This is a genomic window from Streptomyces sp. NPDC031466 (assembly GCF_055581265.1).
Map to the genome: position 1 here is coordinate 137,155 of NZ_JBVIJT010000016.1, position 25,524 is coordinate 162,678.

The window sequence follows — 25,524 nt, forward strand, 5'->3', positions numbered from 1 at the left end:
CCGTGTTTTCCCCTACGGGGTTCCCCGCCCCCGGCTTCTCGTCCGCCGGCCTTTCCCGGAGCTACCCGGCCTTTCCCGGAGCTTTCGCTTCCGGCGCCGTCGTGCGCCAGTCCGGGTGGCCCGGCATCGGCGGGGTCTTCTCGCCGTACAGCCAGGCGTCGAAGAATCCGCGCAGGTCACGCCCGGCGTGGTAGGAGGCCAGCCGGATGAAGTCGGCGGTCTCCGCGTTGCCGTCGCGGTGGATGTGGACCCACTGCCGCTCCAGGCTCTCGAAGGCACGCTGCCCGATTTCCTGGCGCAAGGCGTAGAGCACCAGGGCGCTGCCGTCGTAGACGACGGGCCTGAAGAGGCTGATCTTCTGTCCGGGAGCGGGCTCCTTAGGCTTGGCGGGCGGGCCACCAGCGGCGCGCCAGGCGTCCGACCGGCCGTAGGCCGCCCGCATCCGGTCCTTCAGGGGCCGCTTCGCCTTCTCCTCGGCGAAGAGTGCCTCGTACCAGGTGGCGTGGCCCTCGTTGAGCCATACGTCCGACCAGTTCCGGGGGCTGACGCTGTCGCCGAACCATTGGTGGGCCAGTTCGTGCACCATGATCGCGTCGACGTACCACTCGGGGATTCCGGGGTGGACGAACAGCTCCCTCTCGAAGAGCGAGAGCGTCTGTGTCTCCAGTTCGAAGCCGGTGCGGGCGCCGGCCACCAGGACGCCGTAGGCCTCGAAGGGGTAGCGGCCTACCTTCTTCTCCATCCAGTCGATCTGGCCCGGTGTCCTCTTCAGCCAGCGCTCCAGGGCCTTGCGGTCCTTGGTGGGCACCACATCGCGGACGACGAGGCCGTGCGGGCCCTCGCGGTGCAGGACGGTGGAGCGGCCGATCGACACCTGTGCCAGCTCGGTCGCCATGGGGTGGTGGGTGCGGTACTCCCAGGTGGTGGTCTTCCCGGTGTGCCGGGGCTCGGCGCTCGGCAGGCCGTTGGCGACGGCGGTGAGCCCCTTGGGGGTGGTCACGCGGAACGTGAACACCGCCTTGTCCGAGGGGTGGTCGTTGCAGGGGAAGACAAGGTGGGCCGCGTCCGCCTGGTTGGCCATGGCGAGCCCGTCGTCGGTGGGCAGCCAGCCGCTCTGGGCCTCCTTGGTGGAGACGGGGTCACTGGTGTGCCGAACGCTGATGCGCAGTGCTTCGCCGGGCCAGAGCGGTGCGGACGGCGTGAGGACCAGGTCCTCTCCGGAGCTGTCGAACCGGGCGGCCTCGCCGTTGATCTCGACGGAGCGGACCTTGCCGTGGGCGAAGTCCAGGTTCACCTGCTCCAGCGGAGCCGTGACCCGGGCGTCGATCTTGGTGATGGCGTCCAGCGGTTTGCGGTTGTCACCGTGGTAGGTGAAGTCGATGTCGTACGACTCCACGTCGTACCCGGGGTTGCCCAGGTGCGGGAAGAGCGGGTCGCCGATGCCGAGGGGGGTGGCCGGCGACGGTGCGCTCGCCGCGACGAGGGCCGCGGAGGCGGTCGCCGCGACCAGTGCCACGGCGAGGCGGTGGGTGCGAAGGGCCTTCGGCCGCGGGGCCGAGGTCCGAGGGGTGAGCAGCATGGACTTACCGCTATCAGCGCGCGCCCGTCCCCGTGCGACGCCGCGCGCCGGGCCACTCGAACGTGTCGCTTCGGGGCCCTCCTGATGGGCCGGGCCGCCTCGGCGGTGGGCCGACGCGGGTCAGTGGGCGGCGGCCGCCGGGTGCTGGGCGCGGCTCACGTCGTACACGCCCGGCACGGCCCGCATGGCCCGCATCAGCCCCGGGAGGTGGGCGGCGTCGGGCAGTTGGAGCGTGTAGGTGTGGCGTACGCGCTGCTGGGTCGGTGGTTCCACGGTCGCGGAGACGATGGCGACGCCCTCCAGGGCGATCGCCTCGGTGAGGTCGGCGAGGAGGTGCGCGCGGCCGAACGATTCGGCGGTGAGGGTGACGCGGCACTCGGCGCTGTCGCCCCAGCGCACGCCCACCTCCGCGCGCCCGACCTCCTTCATGCGCTCCACGGAGGGGCAGCCGACGCGGTGGACGGTCACGGCACCCCCGCGGACGGCGAAGGCGGTGATGGCGTCCGGCGGCACCGGCGTACAACACCCCGCGAGCCGCACGGTGGCCCCCTCGCGGTCGACCACGGCGGTCGCGGCGGCGGGGCGGGAGGCGTCGGGTGCCTCGGGGGCCTCGGGTCGGGGCGCGGCCGCCGGCGCCTGCTCGGGCGGGCGCCGCGGGGTGGCCGTGGGGGCGGATGTCGCGGTGGCGGGGTGGGTGGTGAGCCAGCGCCGGATGGCGATGCGGGCGGCCGGCGTGCGGGCGTGCTCCAGCCACTCGCGCGAGGGGCCCGAGGTGGCGTCCTGGCTCATGAGCAGCTGAACGGTGTCGCCGTCCCGCAGGACGGTGCTGAGCGTCGCGAGGCGGCCGTTGACGCGGGCGCCGATGCAGGCGTGCGCGTCCTCCCCGTACTGGGCGTAGGCGGCGTCCACGCAGCTGGCGCCGGCGGGCAGGCCGAGTGTGCCGCCGTCGGACCGGAAGACGGCGATCTCGCGGTCCTGGGCGAGGTCCTCGCGCAGCGTCGACCAGAACGTGTCGGGGTCGGGGGCGGCCTGCTGCCAGTCGAGGAGCCGGGAGAGCCAGCCGGGCCTGGTCGGGTCCACGCGCTCGTCGTCGGCCCCGGAGTGCTCCTCCGAAGGAGGCGCGTAAGGGTTGCGGAGGGCGACGACGCCCGCCTCGGCGACCTGGTGCATCTGGTGCGTCCGGATGAGGACTTCGGCCACCTCGCCGTCGGGCCGGGCCACGGCCGTGTGCAGCGACTGGTAGAGGTTGAACTTCGGTACGGCGATGAAGTCCTTGAACTCCGAGACGACGGGCGTGAAGCAGGTGTGCAGCTCGCCGAGGACTCCGTAGCAGTCCGCGTCCTCGCCGACGAGCACCAGGAGGCGGCCGTAGTCGGAGGCGCGCAGCTCGCCGCGTTTGCGGTGCACCCGGTGGACGGAGAGGAAGTGGCGCGGCCTGATGAGCACTTCGGCCGTGATGCCGGCCTCGCGCAGTACGCCGCGCACCTCGTTCGCGATGTCTCCGAGCGGGTCGCCCTCGCTCTGGGCGTTGGCGGTGATGAGGGCCTGGACCTCGGCGTACTCCTGCGGGTGCAGGATCGCGAAGACGAGGTCCTCCAGCTCGGTCTTGAGCGCCTGGACGCCGAGGCGCTCGGCGAGCGGGATGAGCACGTCCCGGGTCACCTTGGCGATGCGGGCCTGCTTCTCGGGGCGCATGACGCCGAGGGTGCGCATGTTGTGCAGCCGGTCGGCGAGCTTGATCGACATGACGCGCACGTCGTTGCCGGTGGCGACGAGCATCTTGCGGAAGGTCTCCGGCTCGGCCGCCGCTCCGTAGTCGACCTTCTCCAGTTTGGTGACGCCGTCGACGAGATAGCAGACGTCGTCGCCGAACTCGGCCCGCACCTGGTCGAGCGTGACGTCCGTGTCCTCGACGGTGTCGTGGAGCAGGGAGGCGGTCAGCGTGGTGATCTCGGCGCCGAGCTGGGCGAGGATCAGGGTCACCGCGAGGGGGTGCGTGATGTACGGTTCGCCGCTCTTGCGCGTCTGGCCGCGGTGCGAGGACTCCGCGAGGACGTACGCCCGGCGCAGCGGGTCGGGGTCGGCGTCGGGGTAGTGGGCGCGGTGGGCCTCCACCACGTGGCCGATCGCGTCGGGGAGGCGGTCGCGGGCGCCGGGCCCCAGCAGGGCGGCCCTGCCGAGCCTGCGCAGGTCGAGCCGGGCGCGGCCGCGCCTGCGCTGCCCCCCGGTCGTCAGGGGGACGGGCGTGGCAGGGTTCGTGGCCTCCGCGCTCATGGGCACCTCCGGCTGCGTCGACCGGCGGTGAACGGACGGTGACGTACTCCGTCCGGGCCGGTGCTTGATGCTACCGAGCCCATCACGCGGCACTGACCGCCTCTCGCCGAGCGTGAAACGGATCACCCATTCGAGCGACACTTCATGCGATTGCCGTTTCGAGCCATTCGGACGCGAACTCGCCTTCGGCGACGATGACGGCGGGGCCGGTCATCTCGATCTCGCCGTCGGGGTGCTCGGTGATCACCAGGCGACCGCCGAGGACATCGACGGTGTACGTCACGGGGGCCCCGGTGACGGCCGGGTCCACGGCGTCCCTGCGGGCCGCCGCGACGGCCACGGCGCACGTGCCCGTGCCGCACGAGCGGGTCTCGCCCGCGCCGCGCTCGTGCACGCGCATGGCGACGTGGCGCGGGCCGCGGTCGACGACGAATTCGACGTTCACCCCGTCCGGGTAGGCGGAGGCGGGGCTGAAGAGTGGGGCTTCGTAGAGGGTGCCCGCCTCGGAGAGGTCGTCCACGAAGGCGACCGCGTGCGGGTTGCCCATGTTCACGTTGAGCGCGGGCCACTGGCGCTCGGAGACGGAGACGGTGACGTCCCCGCCGGGGAGCAGCGCCTTGCCCATCCCGACGGTGATCTCGCCGCCGGATTCCGCCTTGGCGATGTGCACGCTCTTCACGCCGCCGCGGGTGGCCACCGTCAGGTCGCCCGCGCCGATGTGGCCGGCGTACTGGAGGTAGCGGGCGAAGACGCGCACTCCATTGCCGCACATCTCGGCGATCGAGCCGTCGCCGTTGCGGTAGTCCATGAACCACTCGGCACGGTCGGCGAGATGACGGGCCTCGGGGTGGGCGGCGGAGCGCACGACGTGCAGCACGCCGTCACCGCCGATGCCCGCGCGGCGGTCGCACAGGGCGGCCACGGCGGCCGGGGACAGCTCGATGGCGTTGTCCGGGTCCGGGATGATCACGAAGTCGTTCTCGGTCCCGTGCCCCTTGAGGAAGGCGATCCGCGTGCTCATTCCTCGATCGTACGGGGTGGGTACGACAGGCGGTCCGCGCGGTGCCGCGAAGGCGCCGGCGGAGCGGTCCCGACAGCGGCGCGACGCCGGCCGGTGTCAGCGGAGGCGGGCCACCCGCCACACGGCGAGGACCGCGGCGCCGAGGAACAGCAGGGCGTAGCCGCAGACGACCCGCCAGTCCGGGCGGCGCCCCGAGCCCCGCTCGGGCAGTCCGGGCCAGGTGTGTCCGACGCGGCGGGCGGCCATCATGCCCCAGCCGGCCGCGCAGCAGCTGATCAGCAGGCCGAGCATGGCGACCACCGCGCCGCCGTCGCCGAACTCGAAGGCCAGCGGGAAGGCGAACATCAGGGAGCCGACCGCGGCGAGGATCACGATGGGCGCGAGCTGCCAGACGCGCAGCCGCCGCTGCGGGCGCAGCTCGACCTCGACCTCGGCCTGCGCGGACATCTCGTCCGCCCCGGGTCCGTCGTCCGTCACGCCGCTCCCGCTCTCGTCGGGACCGTCGGGACTCAGCTGCTCTCCGCCGTCATGCGCGGTGTCACGAGGGCCGGCCTCCATCGCCACGCGCCCTCCCACTCCGGACTCCACCTGTCGATCGATGGTCGATGATGGCACGGCGTCAGGTGCGCGGATGACCCGCGGGGCGTCCCGATGCCATCACGTGATCAGGCTGTGACCGGTCGTTCGACCAACGCGAGGGCACGGGCGGGAAGTTCCCCCCGGTCGGCCATGGCGCCGCTCAGCCAGTGCACCCGGGGGTCGCGCCGGAACCACGAGTCCTGACGGCGTGCGAAGCGTTTGGTGGCGCGCACGGTCTCGGCGCGCGCCTCGTCCTCGGTGCACTCCCCCGCGAGGGCGGCGAGCACCTGCTGGTAGCCGAGGGCCCGGGACGCCGTGCGTCCCTCGCGCAGCCCCCGCGCCTCCAGCGCGCGCACCTCGTCCACCAGGCCGGCGTCCCACATGCGGTCCACGCGCGTGGCGATGCGCTCGTCCAGTTCGGGGCGCGCCACGTCGACGCCGATCTGGACCGTGTCGTACACGGAGTCGTGGCCGGGGAGGTTGGCGGTGAAGGGCTTGCCGGTGATCTCGATGACCTCCAGGGCGCGCACGATCCGGCGGCCGTTGCCGGGCAGGATCGCCTGGGCCGCCCCGGGGTCGGCGGCGGCGAGGCGGGCGTGCAGGGCGCCGGGGCCGCGCAGGGTGAGCTCCTCCTCCAGGCGGGCCCGTACGGCGGGGTCGGTACCGGGGAACTCCAGGCGGTCGACGGCCCCCCTGACGTACAGCCCGGAGCCGCCGACGAGGATCGGCCAGCGGCCTTCGGCGAGGAGGCGGTCGATCTGCGCGCGGGCCAGTCGCTGGTACTCGGCGACGCTGGCCGCCTCCGTGACGTCCCAGATGTCGAGCAGTTGGTGGGGCACACCGCCGCGCTCCTCGGGCGTCAGCTTGGCGGTGCCGATGTCCATCCCTCGGTAGAGCTGCATGGAGTCCGCGTTGACGACTTCGCCGCCAAGGCGCTGGGCGAGGAAAACGCCCAGATCGGACTTTCCTGCCGCGGTGGGACCGACGACGGCGATGACCCGCGGGGCGGGAGCTGCACTACTCACCGCACCAGTCTCGCAAACACCCGCACGTCTTCCCGAACGAGCTACGTGACGGCACGCCTCCCAGGTCGTTGCCTGTTGCGAGGTCTCGGCCGCCGGTTTCGAGGACCGACGCCCCGGGCGACGCAATGGGGCGCACCGGGTGGGGCGGGGTTTCGCCCACACGAGTAACGTATGGAGTAGATATGGGCGTTTTTGCAAGGTTCCGCCGGAAGGCCAAGGACAGCGAGGAGGCGGCGCCTGCCGAGGCAGCCGCCGACGCGCTGACGCCCGAGGCGGTGGAGGCGGCGGTGAAGTCCTCCGGGACCGAGGGGTCCGTCGCGCGCGCGGGAGCCGCCGAGTCCCCTGCCGAGGCCGAGCCCGCCGTCAAGGCCGATGCGGACACCGAGGCCGTCGACGAGGGCGAGTCCGCGGAGTCCGCCGACGCGGCGGACGGCGTGGACATCCCGAAGCAGCAGTCGGCCGGCGAAGCGGCCGACAACGAAGCCGGTGAGGGCGCCCGGAAGTAGCGCCCCGGCGAACTCCCGGTGAGGGAAGGTGAATGCATGGGCTTTCTGGACCGCCTGAAGGACAAGTTGGCCCCCGCCAAGGGCAAGGTCTCCGACCTCGCCCAGCAGCACGGGGACAAGATCGACCAGGGGCTGGACAAGGCCGCGAAGGTCGTCGACGCGAAGACCAGGGGCAAGTACAGCGACAAGATCCACGCGGGAACGGGAAAGGCGAAGGACGCCGTCGACCGTCTCGCCGGCCCGGCGCACGGCACGGACGGGCACGGCGGGGGCACGGGTGGCAGCGCCGCTCCTCCCCCACCCCCGACGCCTCCTCCGGCTCCCTGAACCGCATCGGCGGACGGCCGTGAAGCATCCTGCTTCGCGGCCGTCGCCGTGTGTGGGGCCGTTGCCCGGGCCCGGTGCGGGCGGCCGGCGCGGCTTCTTCAGGACCAGGCGGCCACGAGGTACCCGACGCCGTAGGGCGCGTCCTCGTAGAGCAGCTCTCCGCTCAGCGCCGCACCGTCGGCCGCCCCGGCGAGCACCTGCCAGGGGGCGCGGCCCGCCGCCTTCAGTTCGTGCGCCAATTCCGCGTCCAGTGCCTTCAGTGCGCCGACGTCCGCCGCGCCGAGGGCCCGCCCGGCCTCCGCGTCGAAACCGGCCGCTCGCTCATCGAGGTACCCGGGGGCCTTCAGCGTGCGGCACGCGCTGGCGTCGCCCAGCACCAGCAGGGCCACCCGGTCGGCCCGCGCCCCGATCTCCGCGCCCGCTTCGAGACAGCGCTCGGCGGCGAGGGACTCCCCCACGGCCAGGCCTTCCAGCGGGGCGGTGGACCACCCGGTGCGCGCGAGCAGCCAGGCGGCCACGGCGAGCGAGGGCGGCAGCTCTCGCTCGGCCGGCGTACCTTCGCCGGTCGCGGGGCCGTCGGACCCGAGCCGTACGTCGAGGTCCACCCCGAAGCTCCTGAAGGAGCCGCGGGCGCCCTGCGGATACGGCTCCTTTTCGCCCGGTCCGTCGGCGGGCCCGACCACGACGAGGCGATCGGGCCGGGAAGCGGCGAGCACCCCTATGGCGTCGGTGCACGCCGCGCGCGCGGCGTCCAGTTCCGGGGCGGCTCCCGCGGCGACGGCGGGGACGAGCAGGGGCGCACAAGGGCAGACGGCTGCGGCGACAAGCATGATCCGCAGACTAACGCGCACCCGGGGGCCGACCGGCCCGAAGGTCAGTCACAGCCGCAGCCGCTCCCCGTGGCCACCGGCAGCGGTGCCGGGGCGCCGATCTTCGGCAGGCCCAGCATGACGCCCGCGGGCTTCGCGGCCGCCTCGGTGTTGCGCTTCTGCCACGCGTCACCCGCGCGCGTGGGGCGTACGTTCAGCACGGCGCCCTCGGCGAGCAGGTGGTGCGGGGCGGCGTAGGTGATCTCGACCGTCACGACGTCGCCGGGGCGCACCTCGGTGTCCGGCTTGGTGAAGTGCACCAGGCGGTTGTCGGGAGCGCGGCCGGAGAGCCGGTGCGTGGCGCCGTCCTTGCGGCCCTCGCCCTCGGCCACCATCAGGTCCAGGGTGCGGCCGACCTGCTTCTTGTTCTCCTCCCAGGAGATCTCCTCCTGAAGGGCCACCAGACGCTCGTAGCGCGCCTGGACGACCTCCTTGGGGATCTGGTCCTCCATGGTCGCGGCCGGGGTCCCGGGGCGCTTGGAGTACTGGAAGGTGAAGGCGTTGGCGAAGCGGGCCTCACGGACGACGTGCATGGTCTGCTCGAAGTCCTCCTCGGTCTCGCCTGGGAAGCCCACGATGATGTCGGTGGAGATGGCAGCGTCCGGCATGGCCGCGCGGACCTTCTCGATGATCCCCAGGAAGCGGTCCTGGCGGTAGGAGCGGCGCATCGCCTTGAGGATCGGGTCGGAGCCGGACTGCAGCGGCATGTGCAGCTGGGGCATCACGTTGGGCGTCTCGGCCATGGCGGCGATGACGTCGTCGGTGAAGTCGCGGGGGTGCGGGGAGGTGAAGCGCACGCGCTCCAGGCCCTCGATCCCACCGCAGGCGCGCAGCAGCTTGCTGAAGGCCTCCCGGTCGCCGATGTCCGAGCCGTACGCGTTCACGTTCTGCCCGAGGAGGGTGATCTCGCTGACGCCTTCGCCGACGAGCGCCTCGATCTCGGCGAGGATGTCGCCGGTCCTGCGGTCCTTCTCCTTGCCGCGCAGGGCGGGGACGATGCAGAAGGTGCAGGTGTTGTTGCAGCCCACGGAGATGGAGACCCACGCGGCGTACGCGCTCTCGCGGCGCGTGGGCAGCGTCGAGGGGAACGCCTCCAGGGACTCCGCGATCTCGACCTGCGCCTCTTCCTGGACGCGGGCGCGCTCCAGGAGGACCGGCAGCTTGCCGATGTTGTGCGTGCCGAAGACGACGTCGACCCAGGGCGCCTTCTTGACGATGGTGTCCCGGTCCTTCTGGGCGAGACAGCCGCCGACGGCGATCTGCATCCCGGGCCGCTTGGTCTTCATCGGGGCCAGGCGGCCGAGATTGCCGTACAGGCGGTTGTCGGCGTTCTCCCGCACGGCGCACGTGTTGAAGACGACGACGTCGGCGTCGCCGTCGGCTCCTTCGGGCGCACGTTCGTAGCCGGCGTCCTCCAGCAGCCCGGAGAGCCGCTCGGAGTCGTGGACGTTCATCTGGCACCCGTAGGTGCGCACCTCATAAGTCTTCGCGCTCATCTCGCCCCCCAGGGTACGGGGTCGCCACGCGCGCGTGGCCGGGGACGGCGGCCGGGGCCCCCCGGGGCGGCCGTCAGGGCCGCGAGGTGTGACCTCGCCCCTGGTCATCCCGGGGAGGGTGCTGGCAGGATCGCGCGCATGCTCCAGGCACTCCCCCGCATCGGCAGGCGCCGCGCCCTTCAGGGCGCGGCCGCCGCGCTCGTGGTGTTCGGGCTGCTGGTGTGGTGGCTGATGCCCATGGGCGAGAGCTCCCCGAGCGGCCGGATCACGTTCAGCACGGGCGTGCGCAACGGCGTGTACGAGCGGTACGGCAAGCTCTTGCGCACGGCGATCTCGCAGGACATGCCGGAGGTGGACGTCGATCTCCGCAACAGCCAGGGGTCGCCGCAGAACGTCGAGCGGGTGGCCACGGGGGAGGCCGACTTCACCATCGCGGCCGCCGACGCCGTGGAGAAGTACCGCCTCGAGGGCGCGCCCGGGGCGGACCGCCTGCGCGGCTGCGCGCGCCTCTACGACGACTACGTGCAGCTCGTGGTGCCCCGGGGCTCCGACATCCACTCCGTGGCGGATCTGCGGGGCAAGCGGGTGGCGGTGGGGCAGGGCCGCTCCGGCGTGCGGCTGATAGCGGACCGGGTGCTGGACGCCGCGGGGCTCGACCCGCGGGCGGACATCGAGCCGGTGTCGGCGGGCATCGACACCATGCCGGATTTGTTGCGGAGTGGTTCGATCGACGCCTTCTTCTGGTCGGGCGGGCTGCCGACCACCTCTGTGCGGGTGCTTTCGAAGAAGACGGACATTCGCCTCGTCGGACTCGGCTACCTCGTCGACAAGCTGCACGAGCAGGGTGGCGCCTCGCGCTACTACCGGGCCGCGACCATGCCGGCCGACGCCTATCCGCACGCCCAGCAGGGCTCCGCCGTGCCGACCCTGGCGGTGGCCAACCTCCTGGTCACCACCGACCGGGCCGACGCCGACCTCACCGCCGGGCTGACCCGCACCGTCATCGACAGCCGGGACCACATCGGCGATCAGGTGCACGCGGCCCAGCTGGTGGACCTGCGCACCGCCCTGTTCACCGACCCCTTGCCGCTGCACGAGGGGGCGCGCCGCTACTACCGCTCGGTCAAGCCGTGAGCGGTGCCCCTGGCAGGGCCGCGGAACGGCCCTCAGGGGCCCGTTGACGGCTCGCTGCGGGGGACGCTGACGCTCACCTTCAGGCCGTGCGGTTCGTTCCGCGCGTACGCGATGGAGCCGCCGCCCGCCGTGAGCAGGGCCCGCGAGATGGACAGGCCGAGGCCCGAGCCCTTGACGTTCTGGTGGCGGTTGCTGCGCCAGAAGCGGTCGCCGACGCGGGCCAGCTCGTCGTCGGTGAGCCCGGGGCCGCCGTCGGTTACCACGACGGTCGTCGAGCCGTTGCCCGAGGAGACCTCCACGTGGACCGGTCCGCCTTCGGGGGTGAACTTCAAGGCGTTGTCGATCACCGCGTCCAGCGCGCTGGAGAGGGCGACCGGGTCGGCCCAGCCGGTGGTCGCCGGGCACTCGCCCGTCAGCCGTACCCCCCGCTGCTCGGCGAGCGGCCGCCAGGAGGCGACGCGCTCGGCGGCCAGTTCGCCGATGTCGGTGAGGCGCAGGTCCGCCGCGGCGTGCTCGGCCAGCGCCAGGTCGAGCAGGTCGTCGAGGACCTGGGCGAGGCGCTTGCCCTCGGTGCGGACCGAGGCGATCTCCTCGTTGCCCTCGGGCAGTTCGAGGGCGAGCAGCTCGATGCGCAGCAGCAAGGCGGAGAGGGGGTTGCGCAATTGGTGGGAGGCGTCGGCGACGAAGGCGCGCTGCTGTTCGAGCACGTCCTCGACGTGGTCCGCCATCTCGTTGAACGACCGGGCGAGGCGCCTGAGTTCCGGTGGTCCGCCGGCGGCCGCGACACGCGATTTGAGGCGTCCGGTGGCTATGTCGTGCGTGGTGGCGTCCAGGACGCGCACGGGGCGCAGCACCCAGCCCGTGAGCCGCAGGGCCGCTCCGACGGCCAGGAGCATGGCCGCGGACTCCCCGGCGGCGATCAGCAGCCAGCCGTACAGCGTCTTGGAACGCATCCGCCCGGTCGGCGAGTCGGTGACGACGACGGCGATGACGTCCCCGTCCTTGATCACCGGGGACGCGACGGCGAGGCGGCCGCGCCGCCACGGCCACACCTGCTCGGGGTCGTGGCTGCCCCGGGAGCGCAGGGCTTCCCGGAAAGCGCCGCGGATGTCTCCCTCGGTGGGCAGGTACCAGGTGGCGGGGGCGTGGGCCATGGGGCTGTCGTCGCGGTAGAAGACGCCTGCCCTGATGCCGTAGACGTCGTAGTAGTCGTCGAGTTCCTTCTGCAGGGTCTCGCGGCGCTCGTCGGTGTCGCCCTTGACGCGGGATCCCGAGGGCCGTTTGGTGACGAACTGCGCGAGGGAGGCGAAGCGTGCCGTGTCGTCGATCCGGTCGACGACCACCTTCTGCTGCTGCGCCGCCGCGACACTGACGGCCAGCGGGAAGCCGAGCGCGAGCAGGACGCCCGCCATGAGGACGATCAGCAACGGGAGGAGGCGTGAGCGCACCGGTCCTCGCTCTTGCTACGTGGCCGGGGCGACGAGGCGGTAGCCGACGCCGCGCACCGTCTCGATCAACGCCGGCATGTGCAGCTTGGCCCGCAGGGACGCCACGTGCACTTCCAGCGTGCGTCCCGTCCCTTCCCAACTGGTGCGCCAGACTTCGCTGATGATCTGCTCGCGGCGGAACACCACGCCGGGGCGCTGGGCGAGGAGGGCGAGCAGGTCGAACTCCTTGCGGGTCAGTTGGACGACCGAACCGTCCACGCTGACCTGCCGGGTGGGCAGTTCGATGTGCACGGCTCCCAGCCGCAACTCGCTGTCGCCCGGTACCGCCGCGCCGCCGGGGGTGGGTCGCCGGATGACCGCGTGGATGCGGGCGATGAGTTCTCCGGTGTCGTAGGGCTTCACTACGTAGTCGTCGGCTCCGAGGTTGAGGCCGTGGATCCGGGAGCGCACGTCCGAGCGGGCCGTCACCATGATCACCGGCGTCGAGCCCCGCTTGCGGATCTTGCCGCACACCTCGTAGCCGTCCTGGTCGGGCAGGCCGAGGTCGAGGAGCACCACTCCGAAGGGGGGCGCCTGCGCGGGGAGCAGGGCCTGCAGCGCCTCCTCGCCGCTGCGGGCATGCACGACGTCGAAGCCGTGGCGGGCCAGGATCGCGGACAGGGCGGCGGCCACGTGATCGTCGTCCTCGACAAGAAGCAGTCTCATACGGGCCCCCTCCAATTCATCCGTGGTTCGACCGTGGCCGGTAGTCGCGCGAGCGCACCAAGGCATCCACGCCGATGAATAAGGACCGCGTCAAGAGGGTTCGGGTCACGGACACGTTCCGTTATCCAGCCGGTACGGACATCGTGGGCCCTCTTCACACGGAGTGTCCGGTTGCGGCCGGATCGTTATGCTCAATTTCCCCTCAGATGTAATGACGCTGGTCGCACTGGGTGATTACTGTCCTCCCCAACCGAGGAGGATGGAGCAACAAGCCGTGACCGAAGTATCGGTGACCAAGGACGCCATACCGCCCGGGGCGGACGACCTGGTCGTGCTGAAGAACGTCAACAAGCACTTCGGCGCTCTGCACGTCCTCCAGGACATCGACCTGACCATCGCCCGCGGCGAGGTCGTCGTGGTGATCGGCCCCTCCGGGTCGGGCAAGTCGACCCTGTGCCGCACCATCAACCGCCTGGAGACGGTCGACTCGGGAGACATCTCGATCGACGGCAAGCCGCTGCCCCAGGAGGGCAAGGAGCTGGCCCGTCTCCGTGCGGACGTGGGCATGGTCTTCCAGTCGTTCAACCTTTTCGCGCACAAGACGGTGCTCGAGAACGTGACGCTGGGCCAGACCAAGGTGCGCAGGACCGGCAAGGCGGAGGCCGAGACGAAGGCCCGCGCCCTGCTGGACCGCGTGGGTGTCGCCTCACAGGCCGACAAGTACCCCGCGCAGCTCTCCGGCGGTGAGCAGCAACGCGTCGCCATCGCACGCGCGTTGGCGATGGACCCCAAGGTGATGCTCTTCGACGAGCCCACGTCGGCGCTCGACCCGGAGATGATCAACGAGGTCCTCGAGGTGATGCAGCAGCTCGCCCGCGACGGGATGACGATGATCGTCGTCACCCATGAGATGGGCTTCGCCCGGTCGGCGGCGAACCGTGTCGTCTTCATGGCGGACGGCCGGATCGTCGAAGAGGCCACGCCGGACCAGTTCTTCAGCAACCCGCGCAGCGACCGGGCCAAGGACTTCCTGTCGAAGATCCTTAAACACTGAGGCTTCACGCCGTCTCAACTCCAGTCGAAACAAAGGATGTTCCCCATGAAGCTCCGTAAGTCCGTTGCCGTGGCGGCGGCCGTCGCCGCGCTCTCGCTGACCGCCACCGCCTGCGGCGGCAAGGAGGGCTCCGCCGGCGACAAGCCGCAGGGCCCGGACAGCAAGGACACCAAGGCCCTCAGCTACACGGTCAAGAAGGACGCGTCGGTCGACTCGTCCGTCTTCAAGGCGGCCAAGAAGCGCGGCAAGCTGATCGTCGGCGCCAAGGCCGACCAGCCGTACCTGGGCTTCGAGGACCAGTCGACCAAGGAGCGGTCCGGTTTCGACATCGAGATCGCGAAGATGATCGCGGCGGACCTGGGCTTCTCGGCGAAGCAGATCGAGTACAAGACGGTCGACTCCGGCGCCCGTGAGACCGCGGTCTCCAAGGGCGACGTCGATCTGATGATCGGCACGTACACGATGAACGACGAGCGCAAGAAGCAGATCGACTTCGCCGGGCCGTACTACCACGCCGGCGCCTCCCTGCTGGTCCGCAAGGACGAGAAGGACATCAAGGGCCCGGAGACCGTCCGCGGCAAGAAGGTCTGTTCCATCGTCGGCTCCACGCCGCTGCAGAACATCAAGAAGCCGAAGTACGGCGCCAAGGTGACCGAGCTGTCCAAGTACTCCGAGTGCGTGGCGCAGATGCTCAACGACCAGGTCGACGCCGTCACCACCGACGACGCCATCCTGATGGGTTACGCGGCGCAGAACCCGAAGAAGCTCAAGGTCGTCGGCAAGCCCTTCTCCGACGAGCCCTACGGCGTCGGCCTCAAGAAGGGCGACAAGGCCCTGCAGAAGGCCGTCGCGGACGCCATCAAGGCGCACCAGGAGAACGGCGACTACAAGAAGGCCTTCGAGGCCACCCTCGGCAAGTCCGGCTCCGAGTACAAGGACCCGCCGGCCTTCACCGACCCCAAGTAGGACCCCCGCGCCCCGCTTCGTACGGCCGACACGTCCGTACGGGGCGGGGCGTCCTGTGAGCCCATCGCCGCCCGACCGCCCTCTCGCGGAGAATTCATGAACGTATTGACCGACAACCTGTCGCTGTTCCGCGAGGGGTTCATCGGCACCGTGGAGCTGACCGTGGTCAGCGGGGTCATCGCCATGGTGCTCGGCGTGATCATCGCCGCATTCCGCGTCTCCCCGGTGCCGCCGCTGCGCGTCTTCGGCACCCTGTGGGTGAACATCCTCAGGAACACCCCGCTGACGCTGCTGTTCCTGGTGGCCTTCTTCATCCTTCCGAAGATCCTCTTCCCGGACATGGACTCCTTCGTGCTCGGCGTCGTGGCGCTGGGGTTCTACACCTCGTCGTTCGTGGCCGAGGCACTGCGCTCCGGCATCAACACCGTGCCGATGGGCCAGGCCGAGGCGGCCCGCGCGATCGGCATGAGCTTCACGCAGGTCATGCGGGTGGTGGTGCTCCCGCAGGCCACCCGCGCGGTGGTCGCCCCGATGGGGTCGATCTTCATCGCGCTGACGAAGAACTCCGCCATCGCGGGCAGCTTCGACAACGTCGACCTGTTCAACGTCGCCAAGACCCTCAGCAACGAGGGCTACGACATAGCCATGATCTTCGTCTGGATCACGGTCGCGTACCTGATCATCACGTACGCCATCAACGGCGCCTTCCGGCTGTTGGAGCACCGCATGGAGGTCGCCCGATGAGTGCCAGTGTCCTCTTCGACGCACCCGGGCCCAAGGCCAAGGTCCGCAACCGGATCTACTCGATCGCCGGCACCGCGGCGGTCCTCGGCCTGATCGTCTGGGCCGTCCTGCGGCTCAACGAGAAGGGCGAGTTCGAAGGCGCCCTGTGGGACATCTTCAACTACTCCGGCATCCGCGAGAACATCTTCGAAGCGCTCCTGGCCACGCTCAAGGCCTTCGCGCTCGCCGCGGTGCTCTCGCTGGCCTTCGCGGTCGTGCTGTGTGTCGGCAGGCTGTCCGAGCACCGGGTGGTGCGCTGGGCCTCGGTGATCTTCATCGACCTCTTCCGGTCGATCCCGCTGCTGATCACGATCTTCGCCCTGTGGGTCGGCATCGTCGGCGACGTGACGCCGTTCTGGGCGCTGGTCCTCGGCCTGTCGATCTACAACGGCTGTGTCCAGGCCGAGGTCCTGCGCGCGGGCGTGAACGCCGTGCCGAAGGGCCAGCGGGAGGCCGCCTACGCCCTGGGCATGAGCAAGACGCAGGTGACGGCCGGCATCCTGTTCCCGCAGGCCGTGCGCTCCATGTTGCCGACGATCATCAGCCAGCTCGTGGTGACGCTCAAGGACACCTCGCTCGGCTACATCATCCTCTACCCGGAGCTGCTGTACTCGGCGCGGCTGATCGCCAACAACACCCCCGTGAACGGCACGTACCCCTTCGTCCAGACGGTCGCGGTCGTGGGTGCCATCTACATCGGGCTCTGCCTGGCGCTCTCCTCGCTGGCCACCTGGATCGAGAAGCGCGGGCGCCGCGCCAAGACCGGCATCGTGGTGGCCGCCGCGGCGGAGCCCGCGGAGACGCCCGCCGTACTGGACGCGGCCACGCCGCTCGGCCCGACGGTGGCCACGGAGGCGGACAAGGGCCCGACCGACGACACCGACGGCTCCGTTGGGAAACCCAACTGACGTAGCGTCGACGTAGTGTGTGGGGGGGGTGGCCACCGAGTCGCCCCCCACACTCGTTTCCCCCGGCCCGTATCCCCCTCCCGGTAGGCCGCTCCGCTGTTACTTCCTGGTGAACGCCACTGCCGTCGTCACTTGACGCAAGCACCGGCAATGGGTTGCATACGTTCTGTGATCGTGCACCGGGCTCCAACTGCCAGCTCCTGTAGGTACGTCCAGCGCCTCCGGGCAGCCCGGACCCTCGGATCCCGACGGGCCGGAGGGTGTGCGCCGTGGACCCGGTGATCGTCGTCGGCGCGGGCCCCGTCGGCCTCGCACTGGCTCTCGCCCTCGCCCGCCACTCGGTGCCCACGGTGGTCCTGGACGAAGGTCCCGGCAAGGACGAACAGCGCCTCGCGCGGACGGTCGTGCTCCGGGAGGACACCGCCGGCTTCGTGGAACGGCTGGTGGGCCACTCGCTCGGCGATCCGCGGTCGGGTGCGCGCTGGACCAATTGGCGGTCCCTTCGGCGCAAGCAGGTGATGCGGGAGCTCTCCTTCGGGGACGACGTGCCCGCCCCGCTGCACGTGCCGCAGCACGTACTGATCGGCGCGCTGCGCGACGCCATCGCCCACGAGCGCCTGGTCGAGATCGCGGCGGAGAGCAAGCTCGACGCCCTGGAACAGGACTCCTCCGGAGTGAGCGCCCACACGCGCGGACCAAAGGACACATGGTGGCGGGGCAGTTACCTGGTGGGCTGCGACGGGTCCCGCTCGACGGTGCGCAAGCTGCTCGACGTCCGCTTCCCCGGCCGTACGGCCGTCGAGCGACACGCCGTGGCAGCACTGCGGACGGAACTTCCCTGGCCCGGTGAGGCGTTGTTGCACCGGATGCCTCCGTGGCGCGGCGCGGGCGCCGAGGTGACGGGGCGCCCGCTGGCCGACGGGGTGTGGCGCCTCGACTGGCTGCTGCCGCCGCGCGGCGAGCTGGTGACCCCCGACGCCCTCGTCCAGCGGATCCGGGAGACCCTCGCCGGCTGGTGCGGGGGCTCCACACCGCCGTACGAACTGCTCGACACCGGCGTCCACCTCGTCCACCACCGGCTCGCCCGCCGGTGGCGGGTCGGCCGCTCCTTCCTCGCCGGGGACGCCGCGCATCTGCTCGGCGCGCTCGGCACGCAGGGGCTGGACGAGGGGCTGCGGGACGCCGACAACCTCGCGTGGAAACTGGCGCTCGCCTGGCACCACGGCGAGCGCGACGCGCTGCTCGACAGCTACCAGGCCGAGCGGCGGGCGGGCGTGGCCGCGCGTTTGCGCGCCGCCGACCAGTCGCTGCCGGTACTGCGGGGCGGCAAGGGCCTGCGCTCCTACGTGCCGGGATCCGCGCGCGGGCACGACGCGCTCCTCACGGACGGCCACGTGGGGCGCGGGCCGCTCGGCGCGCCCTCGTCGTACGCGGACTCGCCGCTGGCGCCCGCCCCCTCGGAGTCCGAGGTGGCGGTGGGCACGGAGGTGGGTGCGCCCGTGGCCGATGTGCAGGTGACGGCGCCCGACGGCTCGTTCGTCCAGCTGCGGGAGCGGCTCGGGCTCGGCCGGCTCCTCGTCCTCCTGGTCGCGCCGGGCACCGTGGTGTGGGAGCGGCGGCACTGGGTGACGGCCGGGATCATGCCGCGCCTCGCCGCCGCCGTCACGGCGCTGCCGCACCCTGCCGAACTGCTCGTCGCGGAGAGCTACCCCGGGGCCGCCGCGCACTCCGTCCTGCTCATCCGCCCCGACGGTCACCTGGTCACCGCGCTCTCCGGAGTGCGCCCCGCCGAGCTGTACACGGCGGCCGAGGCGGCGGTGGGCGGCGCGAAGCCGGTGAGGCGCGCCGCCAAGGACGGGACCGGTGAAGCGGCGGACGCCGGTGGCGACGCGCACCGGGACGGTGGCGGTGGCGGGGCGGCCCGAGTGAGCGCGGAGGGGAGCAGCGGGGCGAAGGCCCGGGCCGGGCGCCCGGCGAAGTGAGGGGCGGGGACGGGGCGGGCGGTGACGTGGGGAGCGGGGCGACGACCGGTCGCCGGGACCCTGGCGACCGCATGCTGAGCAGCAGTTGACCGCCTCCCACCTCCATGGTCTACTCCGGATCGTGACCGACACCGATGTGCGCCTGTGGCGGAGGGTCCACATGGACCTCGTCCGCTACGCGGGCTGCGTGTGTCTCCCGTCCTGCTGATGCCGCGTCTGTCATCTGCGCGCTGAGCGCCTTCCCGCGGCCTGCTCGCGCGCTCTTCAGCGAACTTCCTGGACGGTACCCGTGTCTGTTTCCGCCATCACCTCCTCGCGCACGCCCGCGCGCCCGACGGCTCCCACCGCCGCCGAACTCCTCGACTTCGTACGCCGCAGCGCGGCCGACGCCCGGCTCATCGCCTCCCTGCCACTGGACCCCGAGGGCCGCACCTGGGTGCGCCTCGCGGGGCCGGGCGGCAGCGAGGCGTGGCTGATCGGCTGGCCGCCGGGCACCGGCACCGGCTGGCACGATCACGCGGAGTCGGTCGGCGCGTTCCTCACCGCGGCCGGCACGCTCAAGGAGAACTCCCTCGCCGTACGTCTGCCCACCGACGGCTGGAAGACCCTGGAGCTCTCCGAAGACGTCGACCGGGAACGGGAACTGGCGCGTGGTCAGGGTCGTGCCTTCGGCCGCAACCACGTACACGAGGTGCTCAACGAGTCGACCACCGAGCACGCCATCTCCGTACACGCCTACTACCCGCCCCTGCCTCGGATCCGCCGCTACAGCCGCACCGGCGAAGTGCTCCGCCTGGAGTCCGTGGAACGCCCGGAGGACTGGCAGTGAGTGAACAGCCGCTCGGCATCGACGCGTTGCTGGAGCGCGTACGGCTCGACCTCGAGCGGGTCACCCCCGAGGAGGCGTACGCCCTCTCCGAAGGCGGTGGCCTGCTGGTCGACATCAGGTACGCGGCCCTGCGCGAGCGGGACGGGCTGATCCCCGGGGCGCTGGTCGTCGAACGCAACGAACTGGAGTGGCGCCTCGACCCCCAGGGCTCCCATCGCGCTCCGGAGGCCACCGGTCACGACCTGCGTACCGTCGTGATCTGCAACGAGGGGTACGCGTCGAGCCTCGCGGCGGCATCTTTGCGGCAGCTGGGGCTGCGGCACGCGACCGATCTGATCGGCGGCTTCCAGGCGTGGCGAGCGTCGGGACTCCCGGTCACACCGTGAACGCGACCGGTGGGCGCATCCGGCCGTCGCCGGCCGGATGCGCCCACCCCTGCGTACCGCCTGGGCGCGCTACTCCTTGGCCGTCGCCACCGTGACGGGGAGCGGCCGCAGGGCGGCGCGGCCGGGCAGCGCGGTCGCCACCAGGGCGAGCAGCCCGGCGACCGCGAGCACGGACAGGTACACCAGTGGCGTGACCGTCGGCGCCGCGCTGCCCGTCATGCCCACGCTGAACGCGGTCAGGACGGCGAGGGCCACCCCGCTGCCGAGGGCCGTGCCGATGAGCAGCACCGCCAGCGCCTCCGTGCGCAGCATCCGCAGCACCTGGCGGCGCGTGGCGCCCGCGAGCCGGAGCATCGCGAACTCACGGACGCGCTCGGACACCGACATCGCGAGGGTGTTGACGACCGCGATGGCGGTGAAGGCCAGGACGAGGCCCATGGCGATGAGGTTCACGTCGGCGTTGGCCTGCCGGCGCTCCGCCCGAAGGCTGTCGGCGGCAGCCGGGTCCAGAACGTCGATGCCCGGGAACTTCTGCACGACTGCCGCGAGTTGTTCCCGCGTACGGTCGCTCTTGACGAGGGCCGTGGCGGCGAGCGGGTTGTCGACGTGGCGGGCGACCAGGTCGTGCGCCATGGTCAGATCGCCGAACCCGAGCCCGCGGGCGTACACGGCGCGGACGGTCAGTTCGGCCTTCGTGCCGTCTCCCAGCGTGAACGTGAGCCTGCTGCCCGGCTTCAGTCCCAGGCGGTCGGCGGCCAGTTCGCTGACGGCGGCGCTGCCCTCGCCGAAGCCCTTCAGGGAGCCGGCGGTGACGTCGGGATCCCAGGTCCTCTGGAGGCCTTCGGGCGTGACGCCCTGCGCCGGGTACTTGTCGAGCCCCACGCGCACGGTGGTGCGGACGACCTCGGTGACGGCCTCGACGCCTTCGGTCCTACGAAGTTCCCGGGCGGCCTGCGCCGGGATGCCCGGCCCCTGCGCGGCGAGCACCCAGTTCGCGCGGGTGCCGGCGCGGGCCTCGGCGCCGGCCGCGGTGTCCAAGGTGGGCTGGACGAAGAAGACGGTGCACGTCATGCCGGTGAGGAGGGCGAGCGGGGTGACGGCGGCGGCCAGTCGGGCCGCGTTGCCGCGCAGGTTGGCGTGAGCGAGCTTGCCCGCGGGGCCCGTCAGCCGGAGGGGTCCGCGCAGCAGGGCGGCCGCCGCCCGGACGGCGAACGGGCCGAGGAGTGCGATGGCGCAGGCGAAGACCACGACGGCCAGGAAGGTCACGGGAGTGGACGCGGCCTCGGTGCGCAGCATGCTCAGCACGACGATCAGGACGGTGCCGCCGACGAACAGGAGCAGACCGGCGATGATCCGGCTCCAGGCCGGCCGTGCCGGCTCGGTGCGGGCCTCGGCGAGGGCTTCGGCGGGCCGGATGCGGACGATCCGGCGCCCGGCGACGCGGGCGGCGGCCCAGGCGCCGAGCAGGGTCGCGCCGATGGCGGCGAAGGGCGGGAGGACGCTGACGGTGTGTTCGAGGGTGGCGGGCACGGTCCCCGTCTCCACGAACCGGAGGTACAGCCAGCCGCCGAGCGGAAGCCCGGCGAGCGATCCGATGACGCCCGCCACGGCTCCGATGAGCAGCGCCTCGCGCCCCAGAAGCCTGCGGATCTGCTTCGGCGTCGCGGCGACGGCACGCAGCAGGGCGAGTTCGCGGTGGCGCTGCTGGACGGAGAGGGCGAAGGTACCGACGACGACAAGGACGGCGACCAGGAGGGACGTGCCGCCCATGGCGCCGCCCATGCTGACGAGCTTGACGCGGGCTCCGGCCGCGTCCAGGAACTCGACGGGACCGCGGTCGTCGCCCGTGCTGACCCTCGCGGTCGTGCTGTCCAGAGCGTGCTGGAGGGCCTCCTTGAGGTCGGCGGCGTCGGTGCCCTTGGCCGGGACGACACCGAACGCGGTGACCTTGCCGGGGTGCGCCGCGAGCCGCTCCGCCTCCGCGGAGGAGAAGAAGAGCGAGGTCTGGTGGGCGAGGGCGCCGTCCGCGGGGGCGGCGATGCCCGTGACGCGGTAGCTGCGGGGGCTTCGCGTCGACTGGACGGTGAGCCGGTCGCCGGGCGTCAGTCCCGCGCGGTCGGCGAGGGCACGGTCGATGACGAGGTCACCGGCCGCCCGTGGGGCGCCGCCCGCGACGAGACGGAAGGGGGTGAGCGCGGCGGAACTCCAGGCGTGCCCGTACGCGGGCCTCTCGCCGCGGCGGGCGCCAACGGCTGCGCGAGGAAGGTCAGTTCGGGTACGACACTCTTGACTCCCGGGGTCTTCTCGATCCTGTCCCCGATGGCGGCGGCCGGCAGCCACGCCCGTTCCGCGAGGGGTTTCGCCTTGTGCTTGACCTTGGTCTTGCCCTTCTTGTGCTTGACGATGGTCCGGTGGACGTTCTGATCGGCGGAGACGAGCACGGGGGCGGCGGCGTAGCGCTCGGTCTTGATGGTGCCGCGCAGGCCGGTCTCCAGGAGAGTGCCGCAGGCCGTGATCAGAGCGGCCGCACACATCAGCGCGAGGAAGGCGCCCAGAAATCCGCCTTTGCGGTCTCTGACGGTCTGCAAGGCGTAGCGCAGCATCATGAGGGTTCGGTCTCTCTTCGGTTGTCGCCGGAGGCGGCGGGCACGGCGGGTGCGGCAGGTGTGGCTGGCGCGAAGGCGGGAGCGGGTGCGGGTGCGGGGAAGGCCAGAAAGCGGGTGAGCACCGTGTGGGCGCGGTTCGGGGTGTCGGCGTCGGGCCGCTTGTAGCGGTTGAGCAGCGCGATGTACTCCTCGAAGAACGCGCGGAGTTCGGGGAGGGTCAGCCGGATCGTGCCGCGCGCATAGGGGAACGCGTCGGCCCACTCGCCCGGTTCGGTGCCCGCGTCCCGCTGCGCCTGCTCGAAGAGGTCGAGGTCGGCGGCGTACGAGAGGCGGTTGAGTTCGTCCATGACGAGCCGTGTCGCGCCGCTCTGCCGACTTCGCGGCGGAAAGCGGCGGTCGCCGGGGAGGGCCCGCCACCAGCGCTCACGTCCGTGCCCGGAGCCGTGTGTCTCCTCGACGAAGCCGTAGCGTGCCAGCTCGCGCAGGTGGTAGCTGGTGGCGCCGGTGTTGAGGCCGAGGGCCCTGGCGAGCGTCGCCGAGGTGGCCGGGCCGTGCACGGTGAGGTGGTGCAGCATCTGCTGCCGCCGCGGCTGTGCGAGTGCCTTGAGCACGCGGAGGTCGGACAGTTCTTCCGGGGGCGGGGGCCGCCCCGGGACGGGCGACGGGGCCGGGGCCATCAGAACCCGGTCGGAGGCCGTGTCCGGGGCCGAGCCGGAGGCCGCGTCGGGGGCCTGCGCCGTGTCAGTGGTGCCGGGTGCCTGTGCCATGCGTACACAGTCGCCTGTGCACAGGTTCCTGTGCACTGCGGTGGCCCGGCGTCCCCGCAGGGGGGTTAACCCCACCCCGCGGAGCGCTGGTCGGGGTACGTGGACCGTTCCGGTTGCCGCCCCACCCCCGTGGGAGCGGCCTGCTCAGAACGCCTCGTACCCCAAGTCCTCCGTCTCCTCGCCCTCTTCCTCCAGAGCCTGACGGACCACTCTGAGCGCCATGCCCTCCCCGTAGCCCTTGCGGGCGAGCATGCCCGCAAGGCGGCGCAACCGCTTGTCCCGGTCGAGGCCGCGTGTGGAACGAAGCTTGCGGGCGACGAGCTCGCGCGCGGTCGCCTCCTCCTGCTCCGGGTCGAGCTGCCCCACGGCCTCGTCGATCAGCGTGGATTCCACGCCCTTGGTGCGCAGCTCCCTGGCGAGCGCGCGGCGGGCCAGGCCCCGGCCGTGGTGCCGGGACTCCACCCAGGCGTCCGCGAAGGCGCTGTCGTTGATCAGACCGACCTCTTCGAAGCGGGAGAGGACTTCTTCCGCCACATCGTCGGGGATCTCCCGCTTGCGCAGCGCGTCGGCGAGCTGCTTGCGGGTGCGAGCGGTACCGGTGAGCAGGCGCAGACAGATCGCCCGCGCCCGCTCAGCCGGGTCCCCCGTGGGCGGCTCCCCCTTCTCGGCCCTCGACGAGGGAGGGGAGCCGCTGTCCTGGTGGTCACCGAAGCCGCCACGGCGTCGTCGGCGCCCGCCGCGCCGGCCGGTGCCGTCCTCCTCGTGGGCGTCACCGCCCCGGAAGCCGATGCCGTCCCCCTCATGGAAGTCACGGTCGGCGCCCTGCCCGGCGCCGTCCTGATCCACACCGTCCCCGCGGCCCCGTCCCACCGTGCCGGGGCGGCTTTCGGGGGCGGTGTGGTCCGCCCAGTCGGTTCGTCGCGTCACGGGCTAGCTCTTGGCTGTCGCGGCCTTGGACTTGGTGGCCTTGGCCGCCGGCGCGGGCACCGTCTTGGCGGCGTCCTCGACCGGGGTCACAGCCGCCGCGTCCACGCCCGGCTCGACGGCCGGGGCCTCGGGCCGCACGCCGACGCCCAGCTTCTCCTTGATCTTCTTCTCGATCTCGTTGGCGAGGTCGGGGTTGTCCTTCAGGAAGTTACGGGCGTTCTCCTTGCCCTGGCCGAGCTGGTCGCCCTCGTACGTGTACCAGGCGCCGGCCTTGCGGACGAAGCCGTGCTCCACGCCCATGTCGATCAGACCGCCCTCACGGCTGATGCCCTGGCCGTAGAGGATGTCGAACTCGGCCTGCTTGAAGGGCGGCGCGACCTTGTTCTTGACGACCTTGACGCGGGTGCGGTTGCCCACCGCGTCCGTGCCGTCCTTCAGGGTCTCGATACGCCGGATGTCCATGCGCACCGAGGCGTAGAACTTCAACGCCCGGCCACCGGTCGTGGTCTCCGGGGAGCCGAACATCACGCCGATCTTCTCGCGGAGCTGGTTGATGAAGATCGCGGTGGTCTTGGACTGGTTGAGCGCGCTGGTGATCTTCCGGAGCGCCTGGCTCATCAGGCGGGCCTGCAGACCCACGTGCGAGTCGCCCATCTCGCCCTCGATCTCCGCGCGCGGCACCAGCGCGGCGACGGAGTCGATGACGATGAGGTCGAGGGCGCCGGAGCGGACCAGCATGTCGACGATCTCGAGAGCCTGCTCGCCGTTGTCCGGCTGGGACAGGATGAGGTTGTCGATGTCGACGCCGAGCTTCTTCGCGTACTCGGGGTCGAGGGCGTGCTCCGCGTCGATGAAGGCCACCGAGCCGCCGGCCTTCTGCGCGTTCGCCACCGCGTGCAGGGTGAGGGTCGTCTTACCGGAGGACTCCGGTCCGTACACCTCCACCACACGGCCGCGCGGGATACCGCCGACGCCGAGCGCGACGTCGAGCGCGGTCGATCCTGTGGGGATGACCTCGATGGGCTCGTTCGGCCGCTCGCCCATGCGCATCACTGCGCCCTTGCCGAATTGCCGTTCAATCTGTGCGAGCGCGGCGTCGAGCGCCTTCTCGCGGTCGGTTCCTGCCATGGGTTCCACCCGATTTGCTTGTGTCGATCGCTTCACGTCAAAGACGCTAACGCCTGCCACTGACAATCCGCCTCGACGCCCGTCCAGCCTGTGGATAACTCGAGGCCATCCCTCACCGAAATCCTCCGGAGCGTGCCAGGGATCCCCCTCGCACCCCCGGAAAATCGCCGCCGGACACCCCATGAGAATGGATGTTCGATTTTAGTGTCAAGCGGGGCCCACCGC

At 71.6% G+C, this 25,524-nt stretch carries 23 protein-coding genes and 1 pseudogene; 11 read left to right on the forward strand and 13 right to left on the reverse strand.

Going from position 1 to position 25,524, the window contains the following annotated elements; all coding sequences use genetic code 11:
- Window positions 1-61 precede the first annotated feature (61 nt).
- The 5 genes from ACZ5GP_RS32490 to miaA all read right to left on the reverse strand — a co-directional run bounded on the left by ACZ5GP_RS32490 (window position 62) and on the right by miaA (window position 6,478).
- Entirely contained in the window at window positions 62-1,579 is a 1,518-nt protein-coding gene (locus ACZ5GP_RS32490; protein WP_468754254.1) for a M1 family metallopeptidase, read from the reverse strand.
- A 120-nt stretch (window positions 1,580-1,699) separates the two neighbouring features.
- Window positions 1,700-3,853: a RelA/SpoT family protein gene (locus ACZ5GP_RS32495; protein ID WP_468754255.1), complete on the reverse strand. Its 2,154-nt coding sequence runs from the start codon at window positions 3,851-3,853 to the stop codon at window positions 1,700-1,702.
- A gap of 142 nt (window positions 3,854-3,995) precedes the next feature.
- On the reverse strand, window positions 3,996-4,874 hold the full coding sequence (dapF, locus tag ACZ5GP_RS32500) for a diaminopimelate epimerase (RefSeq protein WP_468754256.1): 879 nt from the start codon (window positions 4,872-4,874) through the stop codon (window positions 3,996-3,998).
- A 96-nt stretch (window positions 4,875-4,970) separates the two neighbouring features.
- Entirely contained in the window at window positions 4,971-5,432 is a 462-nt protein-coding gene (locus tag ACZ5GP_RS32505; protein WP_468754291.1) for a hypothetical protein, read from the reverse strand.
- 107 nt (window positions 5,433-5,539) lie between these two features.
- Window positions 5,540-6,478 carry a tRNA (adenosine(37)-N6)-dimethylallyltransferase MiaA gene (gene miaA, locus ACZ5GP_RS32510; protein WP_468754257.1) on the reverse strand — a complete coding sequence of 313 codons (939 nt, stop codon included), beginning with the start codon at window positions 6,476-6,478 and terminating at the stop codon, window positions 5,540-5,542.
- A 182-nt stretch (window positions 6,479-6,660) separates the two neighbouring features.
- On the opposite strand from miaA, the gene ACZ5GP_RS32515 reads away from it, so the two are divergent.
- Window positions 6,661-6,984: a hypothetical protein gene (locus tag ACZ5GP_RS32515; RefSeq protein ID WP_468754258.1), complete on the forward strand. Its 324-nt coding sequence runs from the start codon at window positions 6,661-6,663 to the stop codon at window positions 6,982-6,984.
- Window positions 6,985-7,020: 36 nt separating this feature from the next.
- A complete protein-coding gene (locus tag ACZ5GP_RS32520; RefSeq protein WP_468754259.1) occupies window positions 7,021-7,311 on the forward strand; it encodes an antitoxin in 291 nt (96 codons plus the stop codon).
- A 98-nt stretch (window positions 7,312-7,409) separates the two neighbouring features.
- On the opposite strand, the gene ACZ5GP_RS32525 is transcribed toward ACZ5GP_RS32520, so the two are convergent.
- Together ACZ5GP_RS32525 and miaB are read right to left on the reverse strand one after the other, a co-directional pair.
- Complete coding sequence (locus ACZ5GP_RS32525) at window positions 7,410-8,141, reverse strand: class III extradiol dioxygenase subunit B-like domain-containing protein (protein WP_468754260.1); 732 nt, start codon at window positions 8,139-8,141, stop codon at window positions 7,410-7,412.
- A gap of 44 nt (window positions 8,142-8,185) precedes the next feature.
- A complete protein-coding gene (gene miaB, locus ACZ5GP_RS32530) occupies window positions 8,186-9,676 on the reverse strand; it encodes a tRNA (N6-isopentenyl adenosine(37)-C2)-methylthiotransferase MiaB (RefSeq protein ID WP_361076497.1) in 1,491 nt (496 codons plus the stop codon).
- 138 nt (window positions 9,677-9,814) lie between these two features.
- On the opposite strand from miaB, the gene ACZ5GP_RS32535 reads away from it, so the two are divergent.
- A complete protein-coding gene (locus tag ACZ5GP_RS32535; protein ID WP_468754261.1) occupies window positions 9,815-10,810 on the forward strand; it encodes a TAXI family TRAP transporter solute-binding subunit in 996 nt (331 codons plus the stop codon).
- Between the two features lie 32 nt (window positions 10,811-10,842).
- On the opposite strand, the gene ACZ5GP_RS32540 is transcribed toward ACZ5GP_RS32535, so the two are convergent.
- Window positions 10,843-12,258, reverse strand: a complete 1,416-nt coding sequence (locus tag ACZ5GP_RS32540) for a sensor histidine kinase (protein ID WP_468754262.1) — start codon at window positions 12,256-12,258, stop codon at window positions 10,843-10,845.
- Between the two features lie 15 nt (window positions 12,259-12,273).
- Window positions 12,274-12,963, reverse strand: coding sequence for a response regulator transcription factor (locus ACZ5GP_RS32545; protein WP_358582038.1), 690 nt, complete (start codon window positions 12,961-12,963; stop codon window positions 12,274-12,276).
- A gap of 274 nt (window positions 12,964-13,237) precedes the next feature.
- Here ACZ5GP_RS32545 and ACZ5GP_RS32550 point away from each other — a divergent pair, with 274 nt between their 5' ends.
- The 8 genes from ACZ5GP_RS32550 (at window position 13,238) to ACZ5GP_RS32585 (ending at window position 19,871) form a co-directional block, all read left to right on the forward strand.
- On the forward strand, window positions 13,238-14,017 hold the full coding sequence (locus tag ACZ5GP_RS32550; protein ID WP_468754263.1) for an amino acid ABC transporter ATP-binding protein: 780 nt from the start codon (window positions 13,238-13,240) through the stop codon (window positions 14,015-14,017).
- A gap of 45 nt (window positions 14,018-14,062) precedes the next feature.
- Entirely contained in the window at window positions 14,063-14,983 is a 921-nt protein-coding gene (locus tag ACZ5GP_RS32555; protein WP_468754264.1) for a glutamate ABC transporter substrate-binding protein, read from the forward strand.
- Between the two features lie 96 nt (window positions 14,984-15,079).
- Window positions 15,080-15,727, forward strand: coding sequence for an amino acid ABC transporter permease (locus tag ACZ5GP_RS32560; RefSeq protein WP_358582029.1), 648 nt, complete (start codon window positions 15,080-15,082; stop codon window positions 15,725-15,727).
- Window positions 15,724-16,674: an amino acid ABC transporter permease gene (locus ACZ5GP_RS32565; RefSeq protein WP_468754265.1), complete on the forward strand. Its 951-nt coding sequence runs from the start codon at window positions 15,724-15,726 to the stop codon at window positions 16,672-16,674. Before ACZ5GP_RS32560 ends, ACZ5GP_RS32565 begins: the two co-directional genes overlap by 4 nt.
- Before the next feature lie 269 nt (window positions 16,675-16,943).
- On the forward strand, window positions 16,944-18,656 hold the full coding sequence (locus ACZ5GP_RS32570; protein ID WP_468754266.1) for an FAD-dependent monooxygenase: 1,713 nt from the start codon (window positions 16,944-16,946) through the stop codon (window positions 18,654-18,656).
- Between the two features lie 136 nt (window positions 18,657-18,792).
- Window positions 18,793-18,864 (forward strand): putative leader peptide, encoded by a 72-nt coding sequence (locus ACZ5GP_RS32575; RefSeq protein ID WP_358701433.1) that lies wholly within the window; start codon window positions 18,793-18,795, stop codon window positions 18,862-18,864.
- An 81-nt stretch (window positions 18,865-18,945) separates the two neighbouring features.
- Complete coding sequence (locus tag ACZ5GP_RS32580) at window positions 18,946-19,485, forward strand: cupin domain-containing protein (RefSeq protein WP_468754267.1); 540 nt, start codon at window positions 18,946-18,948, stop codon at window positions 19,483-19,485.
- Complete coding sequence (locus ACZ5GP_RS32585) at window positions 19,476-19,871, forward strand: rhodanese-like domain-containing protein (protein WP_468754292.1); 396 nt, start codon at window positions 19,476-19,478, stop codon at window positions 19,869-19,871. The genes ACZ5GP_RS32580 and ACZ5GP_RS32585 overlap by 10 nt, the downstream gene beginning before the upstream one ends.
- A gap of 69 nt (window positions 19,872-19,940) precedes the next feature.
- Here ACZ5GP_RS32585 and ACZ5GP_RS32590 read toward each other — a convergent pair.
- From ACZ5GP_RS32590 to recA, 4 genes and pseudogenes are all read right to left on the reverse strand, one after another.
- Window positions 19,941-22,477: pseudogene (locus tag ACZ5GP_RS32590) on the reverse strand (FtsX-like permease family protein).
- Window positions 22,474-23,244, reverse strand: coding sequence for an ArsR/SmtB family transcription factor (locus ACZ5GP_RS32595; RefSeq protein ID WP_468754268.1), 771 nt, complete (start codon window positions 23,242-23,244; stop codon window positions 22,474-22,476). Before ACZ5GP_RS32595 ends, ACZ5GP_RS32590 begins: the two are co-directional and overlap by 4 nt.
- A 144-nt stretch (window positions 23,245-23,388) precedes the next feature.
- Window positions 23,389-24,171 (reverse strand): recombination regulator RecX, encoded by a 783-nt coding sequence (gene recX / locus ACZ5GP_RS32600; protein ID WP_468754269.1) that lies wholly within the window; start codon window positions 24,169-24,171, stop codon window positions 23,389-23,391.
- 3 nt (window positions 24,172-24,174) lie between these two features.
- Window positions 24,175-25,299, reverse strand: a complete 1,125-nt coding sequence (gene recA / locus ACZ5GP_RS32605; protein WP_361088106.1) for a recombinase RecA — start codon at window positions 25,297-25,299, stop codon at window positions 24,175-24,177.
- Window positions 25,300-25,524 lie beyond the last annotated feature (225 nt).